Origin of the sequence: Halorubrum persicum, from assembly GCF_002727125.1 — an archaeon.
GTDB classification, from domain to species: domain Archaea; phylum Halobacteriota; class Halobacteria; order Halobacteriales; family Haloferacaceae; genus Halorubrum; species Halorubrum persicum.
Map to the genome: position 1 here is coordinate 16,618 of NZ_NHOA01000020.1, position 26,660 is coordinate 43,277.

General features: G+C 68.3%; 24 protein-coding genes and 1 pseudogene. 20 read left to right on the forward strand and 5 right to left on the reverse strand.

Translation table 11 applies throughout. The features are described from left to right. Window positions 1–173: 173 nt before the first annotated feature. The 6 genes from DJ69_RS03110 (at window position 174) to DJ69_RS03130 (ending at window position 5,329) form a co-directional block, all read left to right on the forward strand. Window positions 174–1,259: a sulfite exporter TauE/SafE family protein gene (locus DJ69_RS03110; protein WP_099254251.1), complete on the forward strand. Its 1,086-nt coding sequence runs from the start codon at window positions 174–176 to the stop codon at window positions 1,257–1,259. A gap of 215 nt (window positions 1,260–1,474) precedes the next feature. After that, entirely contained in the window at window positions 1,475–2,461 is a 987-nt protein-coding gene (locus DJ69_RS03115; protein WP_099254252.1) for a bile acid:sodium symporter family protein, read from the forward strand. A 52-nt stretch (window positions 2,462–2,513) separates the two neighbouring features. Next, complete coding sequence (locus tag DJ69_RS03120; RefSeq protein WP_099254253.1) at window positions 2,514–3,554, forward strand: zinc-dependent alcohol dehydrogenase family protein; 1,041 nt, start codon at window positions 2,514–2,516, stop codon at window positions 3,552–3,554. A gap of 75 nt (window positions 3,555–3,629) precedes the next feature. After that, complete coding sequence (locus DJ69_RS18190) at window positions 3,630–3,806, forward strand: hypothetical protein (RefSeq protein ID WP_180271704.1); 177 nt, start codon at window positions 3,630–3,632, stop codon at window positions 3,804–3,806. A 269-nt stretch (window positions 3,807–4,075) separates the two neighbouring features. After that, entirely contained in the window at window positions 4,076–4,270 is a 195-nt protein-coding gene (locus DJ69_RS03125; RefSeq protein WP_099254254.1) for a hypothetical protein, read from the forward strand. A 147-nt stretch (window positions 4,271–4,417) separates the two neighbouring features. Continuing rightward, the gene (locus DJ69_RS03130; protein ID WP_099254255.1) at window positions 4,418–5,329 is read left to right on the forward strand and encodes an HpcH/HpaI aldolase/citrate lyase family protein; all 912 of its coding nucleotides are present in this window, start codon (window positions 4,418–4,420) and stop codon (window positions 5,327–5,329) included. A gap of 106 nt (window positions 5,330–5,435) precedes the next feature. Here the strand turns inward: DJ69_RS03130 and DJ69_RS03135 are convergent, their stop codons facing one another. Continuing rightward, window positions 5,436–5,921, reverse strand: a complete 486-nt coding sequence (locus DJ69_RS03135; protein WP_099254256.1) for a DUF7529 family protein — start codon at window positions 5,919–5,921, stop codon at window positions 5,436–5,438. 81 nt (window positions 5,922–6,002) lie between these two features. On the opposite strand from DJ69_RS03135, the gene DJ69_RS03140 reads away from it, so the two are divergent. The 5 genes from DJ69_RS03140 to DJ69_RS03160 all read left to right on the forward strand — a co-directional run bounded on the left by DJ69_RS03140 (window position 6,003) and on the right by DJ69_RS03160 (window position 12,863). Next, window positions 6,003–8,723 carry an ABC transporter ATP-binding protein gene (locus DJ69_RS03140; protein WP_099254257.1) on the forward strand — a complete coding sequence of 907 codons (2,721 nt, stop codon included), beginning with the start codon at window positions 6,003–6,005 and terminating at the stop codon, window positions 8,721–8,723. 103 nt (window positions 8,724–8,826) lie between these two features. Continuing rightward, entirely contained in the window at window positions 8,827–10,545 is a 1,719-nt protein-coding gene (locus DJ69_RS03145) for an ABC transporter substrate-binding protein (RefSeq protein WP_099254258.1), read from the forward strand. A 50-nt stretch (window positions 10,546–10,595) separates the two neighbouring features. Beyond that, window positions 10,596–11,609, forward strand: coding sequence for an ABC transporter permease (locus DJ69_RS03150; protein ID WP_099254259.1), 1,014 nt, complete (start codon window positions 10,596–10,598; stop codon window positions 11,607–11,609). Continuing rightward, entirely contained in the window at window positions 11,606–12,523 is a 918-nt protein-coding gene (locus DJ69_RS03155; protein ID WP_099254260.1) for an ABC transporter permease, read from the forward strand. The genes DJ69_RS03150 and DJ69_RS03155 overlap by 4 nt, the downstream gene beginning before the upstream one ends. Next, entirely contained in the window at window positions 12,516–12,863 is a 348-nt protein-coding gene (locus tag DJ69_RS03160) for a DUF7268 family protein (protein ID WP_099254261.1), read from the forward strand. Before DJ69_RS03155 ends, DJ69_RS03160 begins: the two co-directional genes overlap by 8 nt. Before the next feature lie 68 nt (window positions 12,864–12,931). Here DJ69_RS03160 and DJ69_RS03165 read toward each other — a convergent pair whose 3' ends face one another. Beyond that, complete coding sequence (locus DJ69_RS03165) at window positions 12,932–13,300, reverse strand: VOC family protein (RefSeq protein ID WP_099254262.1); 369 nt, start codon at window positions 13,298–13,300, stop codon at window positions 12,932–12,934. Window positions 13,301–13,412: 112 nt separating this feature from the next. Between DJ69_RS03165 and DJ69_RS03170 the strand changes: the two genes are divergently transcribed. Then, entirely contained in the window at window positions 13,413–16,505 is a 3,093-nt protein-coding gene (locus DJ69_RS03170; RefSeq protein WP_099254263.1) for an FAD-binding and (Fe-S)-binding domain-containing protein, read from the forward strand. 116 nt (window positions 16,506–16,621) lie between these two features. Here DJ69_RS03170 and DJ69_RS03175 read toward each other — a convergent pair whose 3' ends face one another. Next, window positions 16,622–18,388, reverse strand: coding sequence for an L-lactate permease (locus DJ69_RS03175; protein WP_099254264.1), 1,767 nt, complete (start codon window positions 18,386–18,388; stop codon window positions 16,622–16,624). A 275-nt stretch (window positions 18,389–18,663) separates the two neighbouring features. Between DJ69_RS03175 and DJ69_RS03180 the strand changes: the two genes are divergently transcribed. Continuing rightward, window positions 18,664–19,734, forward strand: coding sequence for an ABC transporter ATP-binding protein (locus DJ69_RS03180; RefSeq protein ID WP_099254265.1), 1,071 nt, complete (start codon window positions 18,664–18,666; stop codon window positions 19,732–19,734). Further along, on the forward strand, window positions 19,731–20,588 hold the full coding sequence (locus DJ69_RS03185) for an ABC transporter permease (RefSeq protein WP_099254266.1): 858 nt from the start codon (window positions 19,731–19,733) through the stop codon (window positions 20,586–20,588). The genes DJ69_RS03180 and DJ69_RS03185 overlap by 4 nt, the downstream gene beginning before the upstream one ends. A gap of 8 nt (window positions 20,589–20,596) precedes the next feature. Here DJ69_RS03185 and DJ69_RS03190 read toward each other — a convergent pair whose 3' ends face one another. Then, a complete protein-coding gene (locus tag DJ69_RS03190) occupies window positions 20,597–21,046 on the reverse strand; it encodes an acyl-CoA thioesterase (RefSeq protein ID WP_099254267.1) in 450 nt (149 codons plus the stop codon). A 231-nt stretch (window positions 21,047–21,277) separates the two neighbouring features. Here DJ69_RS03190 and DJ69_RS03195 point away from each other — a divergent pair. The 5 genes and pseudogenes from DJ69_RS03195 to DJ69_RS03210 all read left to right on the forward strand — a co-directional run. Next, window positions 21,278–21,609 (forward strand): annotated as a pseudogene (locus DJ69_RS03195) (HAMP domain-containing protein); the annotation flags it as partial. Between the two features lie 228 nt (window positions 21,610–21,837). After that, window positions 21,838–22,020, forward strand: coding sequence for an HVO_0416 family zinc finger protein (locus tag DJ69_RS03200; protein ID WP_099254268.1), 183 nt, complete (start codon window positions 21,838–21,840; stop codon window positions 22,018–22,020). An 88-nt stretch (window positions 22,021–22,108) separates the two neighbouring features. After that, window positions 22,109–22,267 carry a DUF7563 family protein gene (locus DJ69_RS18195; protein WP_008002314.1) on the forward strand — a complete coding sequence of 53 codons (159 nt, stop codon included), beginning with the start codon at window positions 22,109–22,111 and terminating at the stop codon, window positions 22,265–22,267. Between the two features lie 125 nt (window positions 22,268–22,392). Then, window positions 22,393–24,237 carry a UvrD-helicase domain-containing protein gene (locus DJ69_RS03205; RefSeq protein ID WP_099254269.1) on the forward strand — a complete coding sequence of 615 codons (1,845 nt, stop codon included), beginning with the start codon at window positions 22,393–22,395 and terminating at the stop codon, window positions 24,235–24,237. A gap of 29 nt (window positions 24,238–24,266) precedes the next feature. After that, the gene (locus tag DJ69_RS03210; RefSeq protein ID WP_099254320.1) at window positions 24,267–25,586 is read left to right on the forward strand and encodes a M24 family metallopeptidase; all 1,320 of its coding nucleotides are present in this window, start codon (window positions 24,267–24,269) and stop codon (window positions 25,584–25,586) included. 18 nt (window positions 25,587–25,604) lie between these two features. On the opposite strand, the gene DJ69_RS03215 is transcribed toward DJ69_RS03210, so the two are convergent. Then, complete coding sequence (locus DJ69_RS03215; protein WP_099254270.1) at window positions 25,605–25,859, reverse strand: DUF7533 family protein; 255 nt, start codon at window positions 25,857–25,859, stop codon at window positions 25,605–25,607. Between the two features lie 144 nt (window positions 25,860–26,003). On the opposite strand from DJ69_RS03215, the gene DJ69_RS03220 reads away from it, so the two are divergent. After that, window positions 26,004–26,609, forward strand: coding sequence for a riboflavin synthase (locus DJ69_RS03220; protein ID WP_099254271.1), 606 nt, complete (start codon window positions 26,004–26,006; stop codon window positions 26,607–26,609). The last annotated feature ends 51 nt before the right edge of the window (window positions 26,610–26,660 follow it).

A 26,660-nucleotide genomic window follows, 5' to 3' on the forward strand; every position in this document is an offset into this window, starting at 1 on the left:
TTTTCTGTCAGCATCGTTTTATTTCAGCGTTCGAAAACGTCCGTGTAAACGATCGGTTCCGGCGGCGGCGGCGCGGCCGCCGGCGCCTCGAGAAGGTGAATGATCGTTCGTCCGAGTTCTCACATATGAAAACGCATTTATACGGATCTCCGTAATTCGCGTTCCACGCCTCAATGAGCAATTCACTGTCGAGCGGCGTGCAGCGTACCTTTCTGCGGTATCAGCACGTCCTCGTGTTCCTCGCCCCGCTCGTGTTCGTCGCGGGGGTGTACGGCTTCGCCCCGGCGCCGGCCGACGCCGGCGTCGGGTACTGGACCGAGTACTGGTGGCTGTTCATCGCGTTCGTCGTCGGCGCGACCATCGTCAACACCGTCGGGATCAGCGGGTCGGCGCTGTTCGTCCCGTTCCTCATCTTCGTCTTCCCGCTCGTCGCGTATCCGTTGGAGCCGACGACGCTGGTGAAGATCGGGCTCATCAGCGAGTCGTTCGGGCTGTCGAGCTCGTCGCTCGCGTTCATCCAGTACGGGCTGGTCGATCGGCGGCTCTCGCTGTCGCTCGTGCTCGGCGGCGTCCCCTTCGTCGTCGGCGGGGCGCTCCTCTCGTTCGTCATCCCGGAGCCCCTGTTCCACGCGCTGTTGGGTATCGCCCTGATCGCGGCGTCATACCTCCTCTTTCGGGCCGATCTGGGTCACGGTGAGCCGACCGGGAGCACGGAGGGCGAAGAGGTCGCGACGGACGGCGGGGCGTCGCGTGACCTCCCGAACGACGCGAACAAGCTCGGTCCCGCGGGCGTCGAGACGGACGATTCCGGGACGGTCACTCGGGTCGACCGCGACGGCGACGACTACGTCTACTCGCGCGGCGGCTACCTCGAGCGGTTCGCCAACTACAGCGTCGGCGGCGTGTTTCAGGGGCTCGCCGGCTTCGGGATCGGCGAGCTCGGGATCATCTCGATGCTCCGCACGGAGGTCCCGGTTCGCGTCGCGATCGGGACGAACCACATCGTGGTCGCGACGACCGCCGTGTTGGCGTCCGTCGTCCACGTGTTCGGCGGCGGGCTCGTCGGCGGCCACGCGATGGACCTGACGACGACGCCGTGGAACATGGTCGTCTGGACCGTTCCGGCGACGACGCTCGGCGGCCAGATCGCGCCGTACGTCTCGACGGCGCTGAACACCGAGACGATCAAGGCGGGCGTGGGCGGGCTGTTCGCGATCATCGCGGTGGCGCTGTTCGCGATGGCCGGCGGCGGCCTGTGAGTCGGTCGGGTCGGCGGCGGAGCCGGACACCCCGGCACCGAGTGTGACGCCCGCGGCCGGAAGCGCCCCGAGCGCGGTACGCCCGGCGGTCGAGGCCCTCGCGTCTGAAGCGGTCGAGGCCACAGCGGCGACCCACGAGGGCGACGGCCGGGGGCAGACGGAGAGCCTTGCCCGAACTGTAGCCCCTTTCAGTCGGTCGTGATTACGCCGACGAGATGACCGCACTGGACCGGATCGAGCGGGTGGGTGAGCTCACGAGCAAGTACTTCGTCCTCTGGGTCCTCGTCGCCTCCGGGGCCGCGCTGTACGAACCGTCGGCGTTCACGCCGATCGCCGACTACATCACCCCGCTGCTCGGGGTGATCATGCTCGGGATGGGGCTGACGCTGACGCCCGACGACTTCAAGCGCATCGTGGAACGACCGCGCGACGTGCTGATCGGCGCGGCGGCGCAGTGGCTGGTGATGCCGACGCTCGCGTACGCGCTCGTCGTCGTCCTCGGCCTCCCCTGGGAGGTCGGCATCGGGCTGGTCCTCGTCGGCGCGGCGCCGGGCGGCACCGCCTCGAACGTGATGACGTACCTCGGGCGCGGCGACGTGGCGCTGTCGGTGACGATCACGACGGTGACGACGATCACCGCCCCGCTCGTGATGCCGGCGTGGATCGTCGCGCTCGCCGGCGAGCAGATCTCCGTCACCTTCGCGCAGCTCTCGGAGACCATCATCTGGGTCGTGCTCGTCCCGGTCGTCGCGGGGCTCGCGCTCCGGCTCCTCCTCGATCGCTACGCGCCGACCGCGGCGAAGGTCGGGCTCTCGGTGTTCCCCGCGATCAGTGTCGTCGCCATCGTCGGCATCGTGGCCGCCGTCGTCGGCCTCAACGTCGAGAACATCCTCACCGCCGGCGCGCTGGTCGTCGCGGCCGTCGTCCTCCACAACGGCCTCGGCCTCGGCGCCGGGTACGGGGTCGGGAAGCTGACGGGGATGGCGGAAGACCGCGCCCGGGCGTGCGCGTTCGAGGTCGGGCTCCAGAACAGCGGGCTGGCCGTCGCGCTCGCCACGGCCTTCTTCGACCCCATCGCGGCGCTGATCCCCGCGCTGTTCAGCGTCTGGCACAACGTCTCGGGGCCGGCGCTGGCGACGTTGTTCACCCGTCTCGACGACGAACCGATCGCCGAGTACGAGTCGGCGGTCGGCGCGGACTGAGCAGCCGGGACCGACCCGCGCGCTTTTGTCTCGGGCGCCGGTAGCGAATCGCATGCGCGCCGCCATTTTCAACGGTCCCGGAGAGATCGACGTCGAGGAGCGACCGCGTCCCGAGATCGAGGCCCCGACGGACGCGGTCGTCCGCGTGACACACACCGCGATCTGCGGCTCCGATCTGTGGTTCTACCGCGGCGACAGCGACCGCGACGCCGGCTCCCCGGTCGGCCACGAGCCGATGGGGATCGTCGAATCGGTCGGCGACGACGTGACCTCGGTCGACCCGGGCGACCGCGTGCTCGCCCCCTTCGCCATCTCCTGCGGCGAGTGCGAGTTCTGCCGGAAGGGGCTCCACACCTCCTGCGAGAACCGCGACTCGTGGGGCGGCGACAACGGCGGCGGACAGGGCGAGTACGTCCGGTCGACCCACGCCGACGGGACGCTCGTGCGCGTCCCCGACCGCCACGCCGACGACGAGGACACCCTCCGGTCGCTGCTCCCGCTGACGGACGTGATGGGCACCGGCCACCACGCCGCCGTCAGCGCGGGCGTCGAGGCCGGCTCGACGGTGGCCGTCATCGGCGACGGCGCGGTCGGCCTCTGCGGCGTGCTCGCGGCCCGGCGACTCGGCGCCGAGCGGATCATCGCCGTCGGCCACCACGAGGACCGACTCGACCTCGCCGCGGAGTTCGGCGCCACGGAGACCGTCTCGGAGCGCGGCGAGGAAGCGGTCGAGCGGATCCGCGAGCTCACCCACGGCGGGCCGAACCACGTGATGGAGTGCGTCGGCGCCGCGAGCGCGATGAACACCGCGATCGACGCCGTGCGCCCCGGCGGCACCGTCGGGTACGTCGGCGTTCCCTACGGCGTCGACGACGAGGGGCTCGACGTGTTCGGGCTGTTCGGCGACAACGTGACGCTCGCCGGCGGCGTCGCGCCGGTGCGCGCGTACGCCGAGGAGCTGATGGACGACGTGCTACAGGGCACCCTCGACCCCGCCCCGATCTTCACGGAGACGGTCGGCCTCGACGAGGTCGCCGAGGGGTACCGCCTGATGGACGAGCGCGAGGCGATCAAGGTGGTCGTGAAGCCCTGAACCCTCGCGTCGGCTCTCCTCGGGCTCGTTCTCGACACAATCCTTATCAGCCAGTAGTCCTTGGCAATAGTTGTCATGTGCCATCATCATATCGAGGCGCGCTCGATCGAGGAACTCCGAGAGCGTCACCGGTCCGAGGAGGCGGAGGAACGGCTCGATGCGGTCCCCGACGTCGACGCGGGAGACGAGCCGGCGGACGAAGCGGAGGAGACCGAGCCCCCGGCAGAGCCGCGCGCCCCGGCCGACGACTGACGCGGCCGGGTACGATCCCGCCTCGAACCCCGACTATTTTACGGACGGACATCGCGATGAGAGGTGCTGCACGACTCGGGCGGAGAGCGTCTCAGAAGCCGTTTCAGTCTCTCCCAGAAGATCTGTAGCGTTCCGGAGACGACGGTTCTGGCGGCGAAATACTACGTCGATGCCGGACCTCGGTGAGATATCTCTACCACCGAGCGCCGCAGTATGCATACGACCACCGACGCTCCGCTGACGATGAGGCGACGAACGGTGGCCGAGAGATGAGACGAGCGCGGTTCCGTGTCATCTCCGTTGCCACGGTCGTGACCCTGCCTACAGTCATCGCAACGGAGGCGACCGGGACCACGCCGATCGAGGAGACCGATCTGTTTTCGCTGACGACGCTCGGTGCGGTGGTCGGGGCGTTTCTTATCGCGCTGCTGATCGTGGCCGTAGTCCGGCGGCTGGACCGCTGAGAGCAGCGCCACTGCCCCGTCGCGTGGGCCGCGTCGTCGCGGGGGGCGAACGTCCGCGACGCGAATTCATTCAGTTCCGACTCAGAGAAAATACCCCCGCGTAAGGTATCTTTATTTTCATGGAAAAGTGTGATAGACCTGCTAGACATGACGGACGTTACTCTTCGACGAACGCAGCTTGCAACGCCCGCGAGCGACGAGAAGATGATGCACTCGGCGGCCGACAGCGACGCCGACGAGGTGTTCCTCGATCTCGAAGACTCCGTGGCGCCCAACGCGAAGCCCGACGCACGTGAGCCGCTGATCGAGGCGGCTCGCGAGGAGGACTGGAGCGATAAGGTCCTCAGCTTCCGAATGAACGGAATCGACACCAAGTGGTGGTACGACGACCTGATCACCGTCGTCAGCGAGGCCGGTGAGTTCATCGACGACATCATCGTGCCGAAGGTCAAGGCCGCCAGCGACATTCACACCGTCGAGAATCTGCTCGCGCAGGTCGAGGAGAACAACGGGCTGGAGGTCGGCGGGATCGGCCTCGAGCCCCAGATCGAAGACGGCGAGGGGATCCACAACGTCCACGACATCGCTCACGCCTCCGACCGGCTCTCCTCTATCATCTTCGGGCCGGGCGACTACTCCGCGGCGATGGGGACGCCCGGACTCGACATCGGGCAGTTCCCCGAGTACCCCGGTCACTACTGGCATCACGCCCTCTCCGAGTGCAACTCCGCGGCGAAGTCGGCGGGACTGCCGTGTCTCGACGGGCCGTACGCCGACATCGAGGACGCCGACGGGTTCCGCGAGTCCGCCGAGAACGCCAACATGATCGGCTGCGACGGGAAGTGGGCGATCCACCCCTCACAGATCGAGATCGGTAACGAAGTGTTCGCGCCCGACCCGGAAACGGCCGAGCGCGCCAAGCGCATCGTCGACGCCTACGCCGAGGCGATGGAGAAAGGCCAGGGCGCCGTGAGCGTCGACGGTCAGATGGTCGACGAGGCCACCAACAAGATGGCCCAGGACATCGTCGAGACCGCCGAAGCCGCCGGGATCCTGTAACGCCCGGGGGCGATCTCCGATATCGCTGTTATTCGTGGAGCCGGCCTCGGAACGCGCCGTCCGCGGCGCTCGTTTGCTCGCCGCCTCTTCGACTCGTAGGATACACTCAGTCGACGGATCTCGGGAGGAACGGCGTCGGATCGTCGTGGACGAACTGCACGGTGTCGTCGTTCAGTCGCCGACAGAAGAGTCGGACGGCTCCCGTCTCCCTGATCAGTTCGATCGCCTCCGCCGACTGGCTCGGATCGTAGTACGCGGGGACGAACACGGCGGTCTCGCTCTCGGGGGCGAGCTCGACGACGAGCACGTACACCAGCTCGTCACCCTCCGCCCGGAACACCTCGACGTCCCGGAACTGGCGATCCTCGACGAGCGATTCGAGCTCTTCGAACTCCGGACCGGGGAGGACAACATCGAGGCCGGTCCGGCGGTCCGAGTCCACGAGGACGGAATCGCCCGGGTGGAGTTCGAGCGTCGTCCAGCCGCGCTCCCGGTACTCCGCCGCGGTCGCTTCCATGTCTTCGATGACCGCTGACCACCCGTTTCCGGCCTGTACGTTCGCAGGTGCGTCGTTGCCTGCAGGTTCGCCCATACGGAGAGACGCTCGGGTAGTAGTATAAAAGGTTCCACTAGCCCCAAAGATATTTTTCCGTAAGGCGCTCTACCGCCGATAGTGACTGACCTACTCTCGCTGTCGGCGCTCCGAACCCAATTCAGAACCGAACGGGGCGCAGTCAAGGCCGTCGACGGCATCGACCTCTCGATAGAACACGGCGAGACCGTCGGTCTCGTTGGCGAGTCCGGATCGGGCAAGAGCGTCACTGCCCTCTCGGCGATGGACCTCGTCGACGATCCCGGCGAGATCGCCGGCGGGCGGATCACCCTCGCGGATCCGGCGCTCGCCGCCTCCCTCCTCGAGGAGTTCGACGGCGCGTACGTCCCGTACCCGTCCGGACTGATCGACGCAATATCGGCCGTGAGCAGCGACCTCCGCGCCGGCCGACGCGTCTCCGACACGCCGGCGGAGCTCCGCGGAATGGCCGACGACCTCGCGGACGAGGCGGACCCCGACGACCTCGCGGGCGCCCTCGAGACCGCCGCCGAGCGCCTCGCGAACGGCGTCGATCCGGAGGCCGTCGGAGACGACCTCGAGGCGTCGCTCGCCGACGCCGTCGACGGCTTCGTCTTCCTCGACGCCGGCGCGCGCGAGCGGATCCGCGACGGGGCGACGCCGACCGACGTCGAGATCGGCGAGGGGATCGTCGACGTGACGGCCGCCCCCGAGGCGGCCGTCCGTCGGGTCCGCGGGGGCGAGATGGGGATGATATTCCAGGACCCGATGACCTCGCTCAACCCGGCGGTCACCGTCGGGGAACAGATCGCCGAGTCGCTGCGGCTCCACCGGTACGGCGGTCAGAAGAGCGACTCGTGGGCCAACGGGATCCGCGAGATACTCCCGAAGATCGGGGGTCGCGAGGGCGACGAGGAGGTGATGGACGAGGTCGTCAGAATGCTCCAAGCGGTCGGTATCCCGGAGGCGAAACAGCGCGTGGACGACTATCCGCACGAGTTCTCCGGCGGGATGCGCCAGCGCGTGCTCGTCGCCATCGCGCTCGCCTGCCAGCCGAACCTCCTCATCGCCGACGAGCCGACCACCGCGCTCGACGTGACGATCCAGGCGCAGATCCTCGACCTGATCGACGATCTGCAGACGGAGTTCGGGATGTCCGTCCTGATGATCACCCACGACCTCGGCGTCGTGGCCGAGACCTGCGACCGCGTGGCCGTGATGTACGCCGGCGAGATCGTCGAGGAGGGGCCGGTCGAGGAGATCTTCTCCAACCCCAGCCACCCCTACACGTACACCCTGTTGGAGTCGATCCCCACCGAGGAGAAAGAGCGGCTAACTCCGATCGAGGGGAACGTTCCCGACCTGATCGATATGCCCGACGGGTGCCACTTCGCGCCGCGCTGTCCGTGGGCCGAACCGCAGTGTCGCGAGGGAGAGATCCCGTATCTCCAGCACGGTGCGGACGACGTCGACCACCGGTCGAAATGCGTACACGAGGAGTTCGACAAGGCGGCGTACGGCACCGACGGCGTCGAGGTCGGCGCGAGGTCCGCCATCGGCGACCCGATCGTCGAGGTCAGCGAGATGCGGAAGTACTACCAACAGGAGGACGGCGCGCTCGATCGGGTGTTCGGCGGCGGCGACCCGAGCGTGAAGGCCGTCGACGGGATCGATCTCGACGTCCGCGAGCGGGAGACGCTGGGGCTCGTCGGCGAGTCCGGCTGCGGGAAGTCCACGGCGGGGCGAGCGATCCTCCACCTGGACCCGCCGACCGACGGGAAGGTGGTGTTCGCCGGCGAGGACCTCGGATCGCTCTCGAAGTCGGACCTCCGCAAGCGGCGGAAGGACATGCAGATGGTGTTCCAAGATCCGATGTCGAGCCTCGACCCGCGGATGACCGCCGGCCAGACGATCATGGAGCCGCTGAAGATCCACGGGCTCGCCGAGGGGCGTCGACGCGAGCGCGTCTTCGAGCTGATGGACGCGGTCGGGCTGGAGCGCGGGCAGTTCGGCCGCTACCCCCACGAGCTCTCCGGGGGGCAGCGTCAGCGGGTCGGCATCGCGCGAGCGCTGGCCGTGGACCCGGACTTCATCGTCGCCGACGAACCCGTGTCCGCACTCGACGTGTCCGTTCAGGCGCAGATCATCAACCTCCTAGAGGACCTCCAAGAGGAGTTCGGTCTCACCTTCCTGTTCATCGCGCACGACCTGAGCGTCGTCCGGCACATCTCCGATCGGGTGGCCGTGATGTACCTCGGCGAGATCGTCGAGGTCGCCGAGACGGACGAGCTGTTCGAGACGCCGAAACACCCCTACACCAGGGCGCTCCTGTCCGCGATCCCGGAGCCGGACCCCCTCGCCGACACGGACGACCGAACGATCCTCAAGGGGGACGTTCCGTCACCGATCGACCCGCCATCCGGCTGTCGGTTCCGCACCCGGTGCCCGTCGATCATCCCGCCGGACGACCTGGACATCGACCAGGACCGATACCGAGAGGTGATGTTCTACCGACAGCGCCTGGAGTCCGGGGACATCGACCTCGACGCCATCGAGTCCGAGGTCCGAATCGAGGACGAGTCGGCGTCGACAGCCGTCGCCGACGGCGGCCCCCACGCGACGCTCTTCGAGTACTTCTTCGACGGTCCGCTCTCGGGGGAGGCGCGTGAGGTCGTCGCCGAATCCTTCGAACACCTGAAAAACGAGCGGTGGGAGGAGGCCGAGGCCACGCTGCGCGAGACGTTCGAGAGCGTCTGCGAACGATCGAACCCCGCCCTCGACGAGAGCGGCCACCCCGCCGCGTGTCACCTCTACGACGAGTGATCTGAGGGGCAATCAAACGCGCGGACACTCAAGCGGAGTTTATTCGGTGAGTTGTCCTATCGCTCCACCAGAATTATTTAGGTAGCCTATTTACCACCGGTGTATGTCCCACGACACCACGGAAACATCACGGCGTAGCTTCTTGCAACGAGCGGGCGGCGCGACGGTCGCGACGGCGTCAGTCGCCTCACTCGCCGGTTGCGGCGGAAACGGCGGCGACGGCGGCGACGGCAGCGACGGAAGCGACGGCAGCGACGGGAGCGACGGGAGCGACGGCGAGGACGGCAGCGACGGCGGGGACACGACGTCCCTCCGCTACGGTCGCGGCGCCCACTCCAGCACCCTCGACCCGCAGAACACGACCAGCGGCGAGGTCGCGAAGGTCACGAACCAGGCGTACGAGGGGCTGATCGCGTTCCAGCCCGGAGAGGCCTCGCTCACCGAGTCGCTCGCCACCGACTGGTCGCTCGACGGCGATTCGGTGACGCTCACGCTGCGGGAGGGCGTGAGCTTCCACGACGGCTCGGAGTTCACCGCCGACGACTTCATCGCGACGTATCGGCGGTTCGTCGACGAGGACTACGAGTACCACTTCGAGGACGCCTCCGGGTACGGGCCGTTCACCCTCGGCAACTGGGTCGACAGCATCGAGGCGCCGAGCGACTACGAGCTCTCGATCACGCTCACCCAAACGTACGCGCCGTTCCTCCGAAACCTCGCGATGTTCGTCTCCGTCGCCATCTCGAAGGACGCGATCGAGGGCGACACGAACCTCGACGAGGAGATGGTCGGGACCGGTCCGTTCCAGCTCGAGACGCTCGACAACGCGAACAACCGCATCCGGCTCACGACCTTCGACGACTACTGGGGAGACGCCCCGAACGTCGACGAGGTGCTGTTCCTCACTCGCGGGCAGAACTCCACGCGCGCCCAGGCGCTCGTCGAGGAAGAGCTCGACATCATCGACGGGCTCGACCCCGACAGCATGCAGATCATCGAAGGGTCCGACACCGCCGAGGCCCGGACGGCGACGGGGATCAACATCGGATACATGGCGTTTAACCTCTCGCGCGTCGAGCCGTTCCGGGACCGCCGCGTCCGCCGCGCGATCAGCTACGCCATCGACACCCAAGCGATCGTCGAGAACATCTACTCGGGGATCGCCACGCAGGCCGACCAGCCGATCCCGCCCGCGCTGTCCGGCCACAACGACGACATCAGCCCTTACGAGTACGACCCCGAACAGGCGCAGAGTCTGCTCGAGGAGGCTGGCTACGGCGACGGGTTCTCGTTCTCGCTGACCACGTTCCAGAACCCCCGCGGATACAACCCGGCGCCGCTCCCGACCGCGGAGACGATCCGGTCGAACCTCTCCGAGGTCGGCATCGAGGTGTCGATCGACGACCGACAGTTCTCCGACTACCTCACGTACACCAACCAGGGGAACCACGACGCGACGCTCGCCGGCTGGTACACCGACAACGCCGACGCCGACAACTTCTGTTACGTCCTCCTCCACCCCCAGACCGACGTTCCGGAGGGGCAGGACTGGGTCTCCTGGGACACCGAGGGGTTCAACACCTCGAACAACGCCGCGTGGGCCAACAGCGAGTACATGAGTCTCGTCGAGGATGCCCAACGGACCACGAATCAGGAGGACCGCGCGGAGCTGTACCGAGAGGCCGCTCAGGTCGCGCACGACGAGGCGCCGTGGGTGTTCCTCAACTACGCCGACGAGGTCCGCGGCGTGTCTAACAGCGTAAGCAACTACAGCGTCGCCGCGATCGGGGGACCGTACCTCGAAGCGGTCGAGCTCGAGTAGTCGACGCCGAACACAGATTTTTTGACCGTCCCATGCGCTCCTTTTCCTGAATGGTCTCCAAACGTTTCGTATTGAAACGACTGCTCATGTTGTTCCCCGTTCTGTTCGGGGTCGCGACGGTGGTGTTCGCCATTCTCCACCTCTCGCCCGGCGATCCCGCCGTGGTGATCGCCGGTGAGCGAGCGAGCCAGGAGTTCGTCAATCAGGTCCGCGCCGACCTCGGACTCGACGACCCGCTCTGGCAGCAGTACGTTCGCTTCCTCGGCGAGGTCGCGACGTTCGACTTCGGTCAGTCCTACCAGGTGAACCGGGGCGCGGCGGTGAGCCAGATCCTCGTGGATCGGCTTCCGATCACGATCGAACTCGCGCTGCTCGGCCAGTTCGCCGGGCTCCTGTTCGGCCTCCCGCTGGGGATCCTCAGCGCGGTCAAACAGGACACGTGGACCGACCACCTCACCCGCATCGGCGCACTGAGCGGCATCAGCATCCCGATCTACTGGAGCGGCCCGCTTCTCATCCTGCTTTTCGCGCAGTTCCTCGGGCTCCTCCCGACCAGCGGTCGAATCGGCTCCGAGTACTTCGTCGAGCCGGTCACGGGGCTCATCCTCGTCGACACGCTGTGGGCGGGGAACCTCGCGGCGTTCCAGTCCGCGGTCATTCACCTGCTCTTGCCGGTGGTCGTGCTCGGGATCTACCAGATGGCGCTGCTCTCGCGGATGATGCGCTCGTCCATGGTCGAGGTGATCCGCCAAGACTACATGCGGACCGCCCGGGCGAAGGGGCAGGGCTCGAAGATCACCGTGATGAAACACGGGCTCCGCAACGCGTTCATTCCCGTCATCACCGTGATCGGCATCCAGTTCGGATCGCTGCTCGGCGGCGCGGTGCTCACGGAGACCGTCTTCGAGATCAACGGCATCGGCACGCTGCTCGTCGACGCGATCAACCGCAGCGACTACCCCGTCGTGCAGGGAACAGTCCTCGTCTTCGCCGTGTTGTACACGCTAGTTAACCTCGGCGTCGACCTCACGTACTCGGTCCTCGACCCACGCATCGAACAATGAGCACAGAGACACAGACCGAAACCATCGACCGAGGCATCGTCGAGCGGCTGCGCGCGAGCCCGTTCCTCTCGCAGCTCCTCTCGAACCGACTCGCGATCACCGGGATCGTCATCATCGTGGGCGTCATTCTGCTCGCGATCTACGCGCGGATCACGTACGACCTCAGCGACCTCATGGCGACCCAGTTCGGGACGAACCCGTCCGAGGCCGCGCCCAGCGCGGCGTACCCCTTCGGCACGGACGGCCAGGCTCGGGACATCTTCCCGCGCGTGATGTACGGGGCCTGGTACGCGGTCCTCTACGGCACGGTCACCGTCGTCGCGTCGACGTTCCTCGGAGTGAGTCTGGGGATCGTCGCCGCGTACTACGGCGACCTGACCGACAACGTCATCATGCGGACGATGGACGTGCTGCTGTCGTTCCCGTCGCTGCTGTTGGCGCTGGCGCTCGTCACCATCTTCCCGGAAGAGCTTGGCCTGTGGCGGGCCGTCGGGGCGCTGACGCTCGTCTACACCCCGCGATTCGCCCGGGTCGTCCGGGGCGCCGCGCTGAAGGTGCTCGAAGACGAGTACACCGACGCCACGAAGGCGCTCGGCGCGACCGACCCGCGGCTGCTCATTCGGCACGTCCTGCCGAACTGTCTCGCGCCAATCACGGTCCAGTCGACGCTCAACTACGGGCTCGCGATCATCGACATCGCCGCGCTGTCGTTCCTCGGCTTCGGAGCCAGTCCGGGAGAGCCGACCTGGGGGATGATGCTCTCGAACGGCGTCGAGTTCGGGCTGTTCTCCGGGGCGTGGTGGTGGTCCTTCTTCCCCGGTCTGCTGCTCGCGCTGACGGTGCTCGGGTTCAACCTCCTCGGCGACGGGATGCGCGACGCGCTCGACCCGCGGATGCGGGAGACCGTTGACTGACCGCGACACCCGCCCGTCCGGGCGAACGATCGGCCGGTGGGTCGGCGTCGGCGGCCTTCTCGGGGTCGTCGTCGCGGGCGTGCTCTTCCCGATCGCCGGGGCGAAGCAGGCGACTGACACCTCGTTCGCGCTCGGCGCGCTCCTGTTCGGCTTCGGCGTCGCGACGTGGGGTGGCGCGGTCGGCTTCGGCGACTCCATGTCGGCGGTACAGGACCACCTCGGCGGCGAGTCGGAGTGGAGCCGCGAGGGGGCGCGCCAGGCGTTCGCCGTGTTGACTTGGGTCGGCGCCGGCTGGGCGGGGACCGCGGTCGCGGCGTCGATACTGTTCGTCGGAATCTAAGCGGGTCGCGTCGACGGCGACTCGGGACGCTTGGGGCGTGACACCGTCGCGCGGTCGGGCCGGGCGTCTCAGAGCGGCTCGATCAGCTCGACCGCGTGGCCGTCGGGGTCTTTCACGAACGCGGTGCGCGCGCCGGCCTCCGGCTGGTCGCCCGGCTCCTTCACGACGCCGTGGTGGTCGATCTCATCGAACGTCGCGTCGACATCGTCGACGCCGACGGCGACGTGGTCGTAGCGGTCGCCGTCGGCGCTCGGCTCCTCGCCGTCGGTGTCCGACAGCTGGAACTCGACGCCGGCGTCGTCGGCGACGTACACGTTGCGCGTGTCGCCGTCGGCGGTCGTGAACTCCCAGGAGCGCTCGAACCCGAGCTGCTCGACGTACCAGTCCGCGGTGCGGTCGGCGTCCGCCACGTTCAGACACGTGTGGAGAATCTCCATGGCCGGGGGTGTCGCGGCACCGTAATAAATCCCGGCGAGCGGCCGACTCGCGATTACCCCATGGAGTGTCATGAACAAAGGTTTTATTCGCGCTTCTCCCCCGCTTAGTATCATGGCAAGCGAGCCCACGCGAGGAGGGAACGTGCCCGACCTGGACACGTCAGCGGCGGCGCTCGGTCACGACCGACCCGACGTGCCGGCGTACCGATCGCTCGCGGCGGATCTCCGCGAGCGCGTCGCCGGCGACGTCCAGTTCGACGAGTACGCGCAGGTTCTGTACGCCACCGACGGCAGCATCTATCAGGCGCGACCGGCCGGCGTCGTGATCCCGCGCTCGGTCGCGGACGTACAGGCGACGATGGAGGTCGCCGCGGAGCACGAGGTGCCCGTCATCCCGCGCGGCGCCGGCTCCTCGCTGGGCGGCCAGACCGTCGGCCCGGGCTGTGTCGTCCTCGACTTCTCAACGTACATGGACGAGATCGTCGACGTCCGGCCCGACGACCGCCGCGCCGTGGTCCAGCCCGGCGTCGTGCAGGACCACCTCGACGACCGGCTCGCCGAAGACGGGCTCAAGTTCGCGCCCGACCCCGCCTCCTCCGCGCGAGCGACCGTCGTCGGCGGCATCGGCAACAACTCCACGGGCGCGCACTCGGTGCGCTACGGCATCACCGACGCGTACACGGAGGAGCTGAAAGTCGTCCTCGCCGACGGCTCGCTGATTCACACCCGCGAGGTCGTGCTCGACTCTCCCGAGTACGAGGAGATCGTCGCGCAAAACGACCGAGAGGCCGCGCTGTACGAGACCACGCGCGCGCTCGTCGAGGAGAACCAGGCCGCGATCGACGAGAAGTACCCGAACCTCAAGCGCTCCGTCTCCGGGTACAACCTCCACAAGGTGATCTACGAGAACGACGACGGCGAGGAGGTGATCAACCTCTCGAAGCTGTTCGTGGGCGCCGAGGGGACGCTCGGCACGATCGTCGAGGCCGAGGTGTCGCTCGTCACCCGCCCCGAAGAGACCGCGCTCGCGCTGTACACCTTCGACTCGCTGGTCGACGCGATGAAAGCCGTCCCCGAGGCGCTGGAGTTCCCGGTGAGTGCGGTCGAGCTGATGGACGACGAGGTGTTCTCGCTGGCCGCCGGCTCACAGGAGTTCGCGCAGTACGCCGAGCCGATCCCGGACCGCGCCACCGCCGCGCTTATGTTGGAGTGGGACTCTGAGCTCGTCGACGACTTCGAAGCGGCGATCGCCGACACGAACGCCCACTTCGTCGACGACGGCGACGCCTTCGACGTGCTGGAGGCGTACTCCCCCGAGGCCCAGGCCGACCTCTGGAACCTCCGGAAGGCGGCGATCCCCCTGCTGATGAGCATGCAGGGCGACCCGAAACCGTACCCGTTCATCGAGGACGCCACCGTGCCGCCCGAGGAGCTCGCGGAGTACGTCGGGCAGTTCGAAGAGGTCCTCACCGACCACGACACCTCGGCCGCCTACTTCGCACACGCCGGGAGCGGCACGCTCCACATCCGCCCCATCCTCTCGCTGAAAGAGGAGGAGGGCGTCGAGAAGATGCACTCCATCTCCGAGGACGTCACCGACCTCGTCTTGGAGCACCACGGCGCCTTCTCCGGCGAGCACGGCGACGGGCTCGCGCGCACCGAGTTCAACCCCAAGATGTACGGCGAGGCGCTCTGGCGCGCGTTTCAGGAGCTCAAGTCGACGTTCGACCCCGAGTGGCGGATGAACCCGGGGAAGGTCGTCTACGTCGACGACGACACCGCGACCGAGCGCGGCTACCCCGACACCGCCGCCGACACGGACATGCGCGAGAACCTCCGATACGGCCCGCAGTACCAATCGATCGAGCCGCAGACCGAGCTGGACTTCTCCGACGAGGGCGGGTTCTCCCATCTGGTCGAGCTGTGCAACGGCTGCGGCACCTGCCGGGAGACGGAGTCGGGCGTGATGTGCCCGACGTACCGCGCCTCCGAGGAGGAGATCCAGGCGACGCGCGGGCGAGCGAACATGCTCCGAGCCGCCATCAGCGGCGAGCTCGACGACGACGAGATCCACTCCGACCGGTTCCAGGAGGAGGTGCTCGGGCTCTGCGTCGGCTGTAAGGGGTGTCAGAGCGACTGTCCGACCGGCGTCGACCTCGCGAAGCTCAAAGCCGAGGTGAAACACGAACACCACGAGAAGGAGGGGTCGGGGCTCCGCGAGCGGATCTTCCGCGACATCGACCGCTTTTCGGCGCTCGGGAGCGCGCTCGCGCCGGTGTCGAACGCGGCGACGAAGATCCCCGGCGCCCGCGCGGTGATGGAGGCCGTCGCGGGGATCGCCGCGGACCGCGAGCTGCCGACGTTCCGATCCGAGAGCTTCGAAGAGTGGTTCGCGTCCCGCGGCGGGTCGACGGTCGACCCGGCGGACGCGACCGACACGGTCGTGCTGTTCCCGGACACGTACACGAACTACAGCTACCCGGCGGCCGGGAAGGCGGCGGTCGAGGTGCTGGAGGCGGCGGGCGTCCGCGTGGAGGTGCCGGACGATCTGGCGCCCTCGGGGCGCGCGGCGTTCTCGACCGGGTTCCTCGACGACGCCCGCGAGCGCGCGGAGGCGAACGTCGCGGCGCTCGCGCCGCGCGTTCGAGCGGGGCAGTCGGTCGTCTTCGTCGAGCCCTCGGACGCGGTGATGTTCCAGGACGAGTACCTGGACCTGCTGGACGGCGAGGCGGTCGAGGCGGTGTCGGCGGCCGCGTACGGGGTGTTAGAGTACCTCGACGCGGGGCGGGTCGACGAGCGGGTGGCGTTCGACGCGCCCGCGGAGTCGCTCACGTACCACGGCCACTGCAACCAGAAGGCGACGAACAAGGACCACCACGCGGTCGGCGTGTTGCGGCGGGCCGGCTACGACGTGGACCCGCTCGACTCCTCGTGTTGCGGGATGGCGGGCTCGTTCGGCTACGAGGCCGAGCACTACGACATCTCGAAGGCGATCGGCCGGATCCTCTTCGATCAGGTCGAGGAGAGCGGCGGCGAGACGGTCACCGCGCCCGGCGCCTCCTGTCGGTCCCAGCTGGGCGATCGCGACCGGGCCGAGAGCCCGCCGCACCCGATCGAGAAGGTCGCCGAGGCGGTGACCGGGCCCGCGTCCGACGCCGACATCGCTGCCGGCGAGCCGGCGAGCCCGGCGGCTGCCGACGACTGAGCGGGGCGCGCGTTCCGACCGGCGTTTCGTCCGGCTACGTTTCGTCCGACCGGCGGCCGCGCCACTTGCGGGGTCGACGCGAAAAAAAGTGCGGGGCCGTCCTGCCGAGTCCGCGTTCAGAAGACGCCGGGGAACACCACGTAGCTGAACAGCAGACACAGCAGTCCGACGCCGGTCGCGTAGTACAGCAGCGGGATCATGTTCAGCCGCATCACCCGCCCCTCCTGTCCGAGGAGGCCGACCGTCGCGAGCGCGGCGACGAGGTTGTGGATCGCGACCAGGTTCCCGATGGCACCGCCGACGGCCTGCGCGCCGACGATGACCGTTCGCGGGAGCCCGAGCTGGGTCGCGGCCTCGAACTGGAACGCGCCGAAGGTGATGTTCGAGACGGTGTTCGACCCGGCCATCGCGGCGCCGAGCGCCCCGATCAGCGCGGCGACGGCCGGGTACACGACGCCGAGAAGGTCGGCGGTCGTCTGTGCGAGCAGGACGATCATGCTGCCGACCGCCGGAGCGCCGGGATGCGCGCCGGACTGGAGCATCACCTGCACCATGGCGATGACGAAGACGAGCGCGATGAACGGCGACACGATCTTCCGAGCGGCCTCCTTCCACGCGTCAGTGACCTCCTCACCGGACATGCTGAAGATCGGGATCGCGAGCACGGCGCTCACGAGCAGCCAGAAGCCCGGCACGTTCATCCACGCGACGGCGCCGTCGAGGCTGGTGCCGAGGATATCGCTCCAACTGACGATGAAGATGTCGCGGTTGATGAAGTTCGAGATCGGACCGACCGCACGGGTCACGACCAGCAAGATCACGAGCAGGACGTACGGCGACCACGCCTTCAGCAGCGACATCTCTTCGCCGCCGCCGAGGTCGGCCGCCTTCGCCTCGGGCGAGACGCCGCCGCGAGTGTCGGCGCCCCCGCCGTTCGACCCGTTCGACTGGCCGGGTTCGATCGATCCGACCCAGTGGTCGGCCCACTTCTCCCGCTCCGGGAACTCCCACTCCTCGTCGGGCAGGAGGTACCCCGCGCGCAGGATGCTCAGGATGATGGCGCCGCCGACCATCGATCCGATAAGCGCCGGGAACTCGGCCGTGAGGAACCACGCCGAGACCCAGTACGGGACCGCGAAGGCGATCCCCGACGCCAGACAGAGCGGCGCGACCTCCCAGGCCGGCTCCAGCGAGCGGTCGTCCGGATCCCCGAAGAAGTAGACGACCATGCCGACCGCGAACAGCGGCATGACGAATCCGACCAGCGCGTGATACGTCGCCGCCCACGCCGCCACGTTGACCGAGAACTCCTGAACGGTCATCCCGCCGTCTTGGATCGCGGTGCGGGTGAACTCGACGCTCTCCATCGGACTCTGGATGCCGACCACGATCGGCGTCCCCACCGCGCCGTACGTGACCGCAATGATGTGTCCGATGATCCCGGCGACGACCGCCGCGAGCGCCGGGAAGCCGAGGCCCAAGAGCAGCGGCGCGACGACCGCGGCCGGCGTCCCGAAGCCGGCGGCGCCCTCGATGAACGTCGCCATGAAGAAGGCGATCAGGACGATCTGGACGCGTCGGTCGTCGCTGACCGTCGCGAATCCCCGATTGATCCGGTCGAACGCGCCGGCCTCCATCAGCGTGTACAACAGCACCAGCGCGCCGAAGACGATCCAGAGGATCTCGATCGCAGTCATGACCCCGACGGCCGACGCCGCCGCCAACCAGTTCACCGGCATGCTCCACGCGGTATAGCCGATCACCAGCGCCGCGACCCACGCCACCGGCATCGCGCGGGTCGCCGGCCAGAGGAATCCGATCAACAGGACCCCAGCGAGAAGCAGCGGAATCGCGGCCACCGCAACGTCGATACCGGTCGTCATGGATCCCCTCCGCGGTTACTCTCAATCGCTCGGTTCGGTCGACAACACATGTGACAGGCTACCATCCACATACGACGCGGAATACATCACGTTCATTAATTATAAAAGGTAACTTTTCGGACTCTCTTGCTTCGCAACTATTTCGTCCGGGAGCGAGTGGCACCGAGATCGGTTCGCTCGCGGTGGACATTCCCAGTTCGAGAGGTCAGCAGGCACGTCAGCGGGCACGTCACGACGGCGCGGATATATCCCCGCTCGGCACGTATCGATCCGCAATGGCACGCAGCGCGGCGAGCGACCGCGGGGGACCCCGCGAGCGCGACGGCGCCCGGTCCGGCGACGCCCCGTCCGGCGGAGACCCGGCGGACGCCTCCCCGCCGGCACTCGCGATCGAGGGCGTCTCGAAGCGGTTCGGCGACGGCGACGACTCGGTGCTCGCGGTCGACGACGTCAGCCTCGCCGTCGAGCGCGGCTCGATCGTCGGCCTGCTCGGCCCGAACGGGGCCGGCAAGACGACGCTGATCAAGTGCGCGCTCGGGATCGTCCTCCCCGACGCGGGGTCGGTTCGGGTGTTCGGCACCGACGTCGGCGACGGGCGACGGGCCGCCTACGCCGACGTCGACGCGATGCTGGAGGGTGCGCGCAACGACTACTGGCGGCTCACCGTCCGCGAGAACCTGCGCTACTTCGCGACGATCGCCGGCGTCGATCCGGACTCGGTTCGGGCCCGACACGACCGACTGCTCGACCGCCTCGAACTGACCGAGAAGGCGGATACGCCGGTCCGAGAGCTCTCGCGGGGGATGAAACAGAAGGTGTCGCTGGCGAGCGTGCTGGCGGGCGGCGCGGAGCTCGTCTTCCTCGACGAGCCGACGCTCGGACTCGACGTCGAGAGCTCCCGGACGCTCCGCCGGGAGCTCCGGCGGCTCGCCCGCGAGGAGGGGCTCACGATCGTCCTCAGCAGCCACGATATGGGCGTCATCGAGGACGTCTGCGACCGCGTGGTGATGATGGCGAACGGGCGGATCGTCGCCGACGACACCGTCGCGGCGCTCCTCTCCGGCACCGACCGCGACGTCATCCGGGTCGTCAGCGCGGACATCGACGACGCCGTCGTCGCGACCCTCCGGGACCGCTTCGACGTGCGGGCGGTCGAAACCGGGCCCGGCGCTGACGCCGCCAGCGTCGAGGTCGCCGCCGCGGGCGACGCACTGTACGACCTCATGGACGCGCTCCGCGAGGCGGGCGTCACGGTGGAGGACGTTCGGACCGTCCGTCCAGAGCTGGAGGACGTGTTCGTCGACCTCACCGGGATGGAACCGGACGGGCGAGGGAAGGCGCCGTGACGGGCGGCGAAGACCCCGCGGCGCGGACCGTCGCCGACCCAGACGACGAGCCCCGACCGGCCACAGACGACGAGCCCCGACCCGCCACGTACTACCACCTCGCGCGGGCCGTGCTCTACCGCGAGTACCTGATCTTCGTCCGGTATCCGGCGAACGCGATCGGGGGGATCGTCGTCGCGCTGTTCTTCTTCGGCGTCCTCTTCTACGGCGGGCGGCTGCTGGCCGGACAGGCGCTGACGGACTCGCTGTCTGGGATCATCGTCGGCTACTTCCTGTGGACGCTGTCGGTCGGCGCGTACTCGTCGGTGTCGAACGACATCGGCAGCGAGGTGCAGTGGGGGACGTTAGAGCGGCACATCACCACGCCGTTCGGCTTCGCGCCGGTCGCCCTGCTGAAGGGGGTCGCGAAGGTGGTCCGGACGTTCCTCACCTCGGCGGTCGTGCTCGCCGTCATGCTGGTGTTGACGGGGACCCGACTCAGCCTCGACCCCTTCACGGTCATCCCCGTCGCGGGGCTCGCGGTCACGTCGGTGCTGGGACTGGGGTTCGCCGCCGGCGGCGTGACGGTGCTGTACAAGCGGATCGGGAACTGGCTGAACCTGCTGCAGTTCGGGTTCGTCGCGCTGATCTCGGCGCCCGTCCTCGACGCGCCGTGGACCCGAGTCCTCCCGTTGGCCCACGGGAGCGCGATGCTCCAGCGCGCGATGGTCGATGGCGTCCGGCTGTGGGAGTTCGGCGTCGCCGACCTCGGGCTCCTCGTCGGCGTGGCCGCCGGCTACCTCCTCGGAGGGTACGTCGTCTTCCACTACGCGACGCGACGGGCGCGGCGGCTCGGGGTCCTGGGCGACTACTGACCCCCGCGTCACCGACCCTCGCCCGGTTCGGCGGCGAGCGCGGCGTCGCGCAGCTCTCGGCACCGGTCGCCCGCCACCGTCAACTCCGGGACCGGCGTCGGGTCCCCGTCGGCGTCGATTGAGACGAAGACGAAGTACGACTCCGTCGTCAGCTCGCGCTTGCCGGTCCGAGGAGACTCGCGGAACGCCCGGATCCGCGTGCGGAGGCTCGTTCGCCCGACCGCGTACACGTACGACTCGACGATGCAGGTGTCGCCCTGCGGCACCGGTCGCTTGAAGTCGAGCCCGTTGATCTTGGCCGTGACGCACGTCTCGCCGGCGGCGCGCATCGCCGACATCGCGCCGATCTCGTCCATCCACTTGACGACGTTGCCCCCGTGGGCCGACTCGTAGTTGTTGGTGTGGGTCGGCTGGACGCGCTGTCGGTTCTCGATGTACGTGTCGCTGACGCTCGGCATGCCCGTTGGTGGCGCGCCTGCGGGAAAAGCCCGCCCCAAGATCGGCTCCTGACCGACTCCTGACGGACTCCAGACCGACACCAGACCAGCACCGAACCTGTCCCTAACCCGCCCCCGAACCGGACCGAACCATCGATCCGCCGCCGCTCGCGGCTTCATCCACGGCGTTATCGGAACGTGTGATTTCGCCTTTAATCCGAAGTAGGGGAGCTTTCTCGGGGTGCGTAAGCAATGCTGAAATCGATCACCACACGGTACGGGGGCGGGTCGGGGCGGCGGTCCGCCTGACGCTCGCCGTGACCCTCGGATTTATCGCCCTCTTCGCGGGCCACGTCGCCACGGTCGGGACGGCGACGGCCGCGACGGCTGCGCTGACGTCGACGGCGGTCGTCGTCACGCTGAACCTCGGCCTGCTGGGTATCGTGCTGGTCGGCAACGTCGCGGTCGAGCTCCGTCGGCTGACGGAGACGGCCGAGGCGGTCGGGCGGGGCGAGTTCGACGCCCGTGCGACCTCCGAGCGGACCGACGAGTCGGAGCGGGCTCAGTCGGAGGCGGAGACGGCTCCGAGGAGACGAGCGAGGGCGGGGAACGCGGGGCCGGGCGCACGGAACCGGAAGCCGCGCCGACGGCGGCCGACTGATCGACCGAGGCGAGGCCCCGATCGGACGACCTCGTCTCTGGTCGAAACATCGAGCAGTTCTGCCGCCGAACGCCGATCGTTCGTTGCCGTTTTCGCAGAACGATAAAGCCGCAACAAGATATTTATACTCGCGTGGCATTCTTTAGCATGCATGTCTAGTAGTGCACCCAGCGCGGACGACGACGTGTTCGACGAGTTCCTGTCCGACCGCGGCCACGAGACGGAGATCGCACGCTGGGAGCGATCCTATAACAAACTCCAGTGTCCGGAGTGCGGTGCGCTACACCCGGAAGGAACCGCGCAGTGTGACGTGTGCGACTGGCGTCCGACCTGACGCCAACGGCGTCTCACGGCCGGTTAGCGCTTTTCTTTCGAGGTAAATAGGCGGCAGCATTATGTGGTATCAATCGATAGTGGCGAGTATGCCGACCTGCCAGAACTGCGGTTCGTTCGTCACGACCGACTACGTTCGGGTGTTCACACCGAACGAGGTCGATCGGCCCCGAGTCTGCCCCGCTTGCGAGGATCTCGTTCGCGACGGCGCCGACGTGCGCGAGGCGCGTGCGACGCGAAGCAACTGAACGCGCCGTCCGCAGAAAGTACGTCGACATCCCCGCCAACGAGCGCAGAAACGCCCCGATCCCGCGTGTGCTCCGGTACGACCCGAGCCACGGCGTTTAAGGAGAGTCGGGATCTGGAGTAGATAATGACCGATCCCACGGTGACGCGACTGTTCGGCGGTCCGGGCAGCGGGAAGACCACGGCGCTCCTGGATCGCGTCGAGGGGATCCTCGACGACGAGGACGCCGACGTTCGCGACGTGCTCGTCGTCTCGTACACGCGCGCGGCCGCCGCAGAGATCCGCGAGCGACTCGCCGAGCGGCTCGACATCTCCCCGCGGAGCCTCCAGGGGAACGTCTGTACCATGCACGCGAAGGCGTACGAGCTGCTCGATCTCTCTCGCGGTGACGTGGTCGGCGAAGACGACAAGGAGTCGTTCTGCGAGGAGTACGGCGTCGAGTTCGAGGACCAGAACGGCGGCGCCGGGCGCCGGACCGCGCGGTCGACGACGATCGGCAACAAGATCATCGCCACCTCGCAGTGGCTCCAGCGCACCGAGCGCGACGTCTCCGACTGGTACGACGTGCCCTTCCAGTGGAACGTCGAAGAGGTTCGGCTCCCGCCCGAGGAGGACCCCAACGCCCAGCAGGGGAACAAGTACACCCCGACGTGGCCCTCCGACGACGACCGGATCGACATTCCCGAGACGATCCGCGCGTGGCGCGGCTACAAGGGCGACCACGACCTTGTGGGGTTCGCGGACATGCTCGAACGCGTCGCGCAGCGCTCGCTGGTGCCGAACGTCGACTACCTGATCATCGACGAGTTCCAGGACATCACGACGCTGCAGTACAACGTGTTCGAGGAGTGGAAACCCCACATGGAGAAGGTGCTCATCGCCGGCGACGACGACCAGGTCGTCTACGCGTGGCAGGGCGCCGACCCCGACCTGCTCCTCGACACCGACGTCGACGAGGACGTGGTCCTCCCGAACTCCTACCGGCTCCCCTCCGAGATCCTGAACGTCGTCAACGCGGAGATCCGCCACATCGACAAGCGGCAGGAGAAGGACCTGCACCCCCGCAAGGAGGGCGGCACCGTCGAGGCGATCGAGTCGCCGTCGATGCTCGAACTCGTCCGGAACGTCCGGTACACCGTCGAGGACGACGAGGGGAGCGTGATGTGTCTGTTCCGCGCCCGCTATCAGATGTTCGACTTCATCGACGAGTTCATCGACCACGGGATCCCGTTCACGATGCTGACCGACGGTCGGATGTGGACGGATCGGGTTCGGGACTACGTCAGCGCCATCGAGAAGGCCGACGCGGGCGATCCCGTGAACGGCTTAGAGGCCCGGCGGCTCGCCGACATGCTGCAGGACTCGGCGTTCGGTACCCACGAGCGCGACGAGTTCTACGACTTCCTCGACGACCGCGAGGAGGCGGCCGACGCCGACGACATCGCCCAGATCGACGTGACGACGGACGAGCTCGACGAGTTCATACCCTTCATGCCGGACGCCGCGAGCGCCGACGACATGGTCCGGAAGGTGACGAGCTTCCAGCGGAAGTCGATGGGCGCCTACTTCGATGGCGAGTACGAGGGGATGGATCCGACCCGCGTCCGCGTCGGCACCATCCACTCCGCGAAGGGCCGCGAAGCCGACCACGTGTTCGTCGCGACCGACCTCACGGAGAAGGTCGTCGAGCAGATGGCCGCCTCCATCGACGACCCGACCGACGTGGACGGCGTCGAGGAGTTCACGAAAACCACGAGCCCGGTCCCCGTCCTCACCGACAACGAGCGCCGGGTGTTCTACGTCGGGATGTCCCGCGCCCGCGAGCGGCTCGTGATCATGGAGAGCCTCATCAGCGGGGCGCCGACGCTCCCGATCAGCGTGCTCCTGTTCAACGAGCTCCGCGACGAGCCCCCACAGGAGCTCGTCGAAGAGGTGCAGGCCGAGCTGGCCGTTCCCGAACCCGAGCCGTGAGCGACGGGGAGGGAAAGGGGGACGACGGGGTGGACGGCGACCGTGAGGCCGGTTTCGGCTCCCCAGTCGACCCCGAGCAGCGCCGCCCGCTCCGCACCGATCTCACGCCGATCGTCGAGGCGGTCAGGGCCGCGGACGCCGACGCTTTCGTCGCGGTCGGCGACCGCTTCGACGACGACCTGCGGTACCTCACGCGCGTCGTCGGCCCAGAACGGGAGTACGCGCTGGTGGTCGTCCCGGGCGACGGCGGAAGCGACGCCGACCGGGCCGTCCTCTGTGTCCCCCCGCCGTTCCGCGAGCAGGCCGAACGGGAGTTCGTCGCCGGTGCTCGGAGCCGACGTGACGGTGACGGCGAGTTCCACGACGGCGTCGCTCGCGAGGTGCGGATCGAGGGCGCCGACGACCACGCGGGCGAGCGCGCCGCGGCGGTCGTGCGCGACCTGCTCGGGGGCGCCGACGACCAGACACTCCTCGTCCCCGCGTCGATCCCGCACGACGCGGCGGTGTACCTCGAACGCGCCGGCAACGAGCTGGCGTCGACCGACGCGGTCGCGACGGCGCGGGCGCGGAAGACCGACGCAGAGATCGATCGACTGCGCCGCGTCCAGCGGGCGGCGGTCGCGGGGATGGCGCGCGCAGAGACCGTGTTGGCCGAGAGCGAGGTCGTCGAGGCGGGACCGGCCGAAACCGGGGACGCGGACCACAGACACCCACTTCGCTGGGACGGCACCCCCCTGACGACGGAGCGCCTGCGACGGGTCGTGAACGCGACGCTCGCCGCTCACGGCGTCCGGGACGCCGGCGACACCGCGATCGGCGTCGGCCCGTCAGCGGCGGACCGCCACTACGTCGGCGACGACCCGATTCGCCCCGGCAGGACGGTCCTGATCGCCATCTCGCCGCGCGGGCCCGACGGATACCGCGGCGAACTGACCAGGACGTTCGTGGTCGACGGGGACGGCGGCTGGGGCCGGCGGGCGTACCTCGCGGTCGAGTCGGCCCGGGACGTCGCGCTCGACGGGATCGAACCGGGCGTTCCCGCGAAGACCGTCCACGGCGAGGCGGCCGCCGAACTGGGCGCGTACGGGTTCGACCCGAACGCGGGGGAGGGCGAGGCGGGGTTCACACACGACGCCGGCCACGGCGTCGGCGTGAGTCGCCGCGAGCCGCCGTCGCTGTCGGGGGCGGCCGAACTGCGGCCGGGTCAGGTCGTCGCGGTCGGACCGGGAGTGTACGACCCGGGCATCGGCGGCGTCCGACTGGGAGACCTCGTCGCCGTCACCGAAGACGGCTGCGAACTGCTGGCCGAGTATCCGCTCGGGATCGTGCCGCGGGAGCGCGGCGGGTAACTACGGTCGATCTTCGAGCTATCGGCGCTGCTCGTCGCCGCGCTCGTCGCCCCGGAGCCGTTGCGGTAAGAGCCCGGAGAGCAGCCGCCGGAGGATCTCGGTGGGGTCGAGGAAGTACTGCGGGAGGACGACCATCGCGATCGCGACAACGAGCAGGCCGGCGCCGAGCGCGACCTCGCCGGCGATCAGCCGGAAGACGGCGTAGTTCCCGAGCGGGATGGCGAAGACCAACGAGGCCGCCAACCCGATCATGTCCAGCAGTCCGAGTCGCATCGATGTCCCGTTGGCTCTCGGGGGTCAAAAGGGGCGCGGGACGCGGCGAGCGGCGGGCCACGCGTCGGTAAACGGGCGACCGCGCAGCCCGGAACGGCGGCGCGAAGCCAGAACCGATAACCGTCGCCCGCGCCCAGTTCCGGTATGTTTACCGGGATCGTCGAGGACACCGGAACCGTCCGCGCGCGGACCGAGACCGATGACGGGCTCCGCCTCCGGATCGCCGTCGACGGGTTCGACGACCTCCACCACGGCCAGTCGATCAGCGTCAGCGGGGTCTGTCTGACCGTCGAGGCGTACGGCGCCGCTGACACCGGAGACGACGACTGGTTCGACGTGTTCCTCGCGAGCGAGACGGTCGAAAAGACGTACCTCGGCGACGTGGAGGAGGGCGACGCGGTCAACGTCGAGCGCGCGATGCCCGCCGACGGGCGGTTCGACGGCCACGTCGTGCAGGGGCACGTCGACACCGTCGCCGAGGTGAGAGCGATCGAGCGCGTCGGCGAGGACTGGCGGTTCACCTTCTCGATCCCGGCGGGCCACGGCGACTACCTCGTCGACAAGGGGTCGGTGACGCTCGACGGCATCTCGCTGACGGTCGCGGAGAAGCGGGCCGGGGAGTTCGACGTCGCGATCATCCCGACGACCTACGAGCTGACGACGCTCTCCGAGAAGTCGGTGGGCGACCCGGTCCACCTCGAAGTGGACGTGATCGCGAAGTACGTCGAGAGTATGGTCGACGGATACTGATCCAGCCGGCAGCGCACGCCGGTCCCGACGCGTCCGACGCGTCTGCCCGAG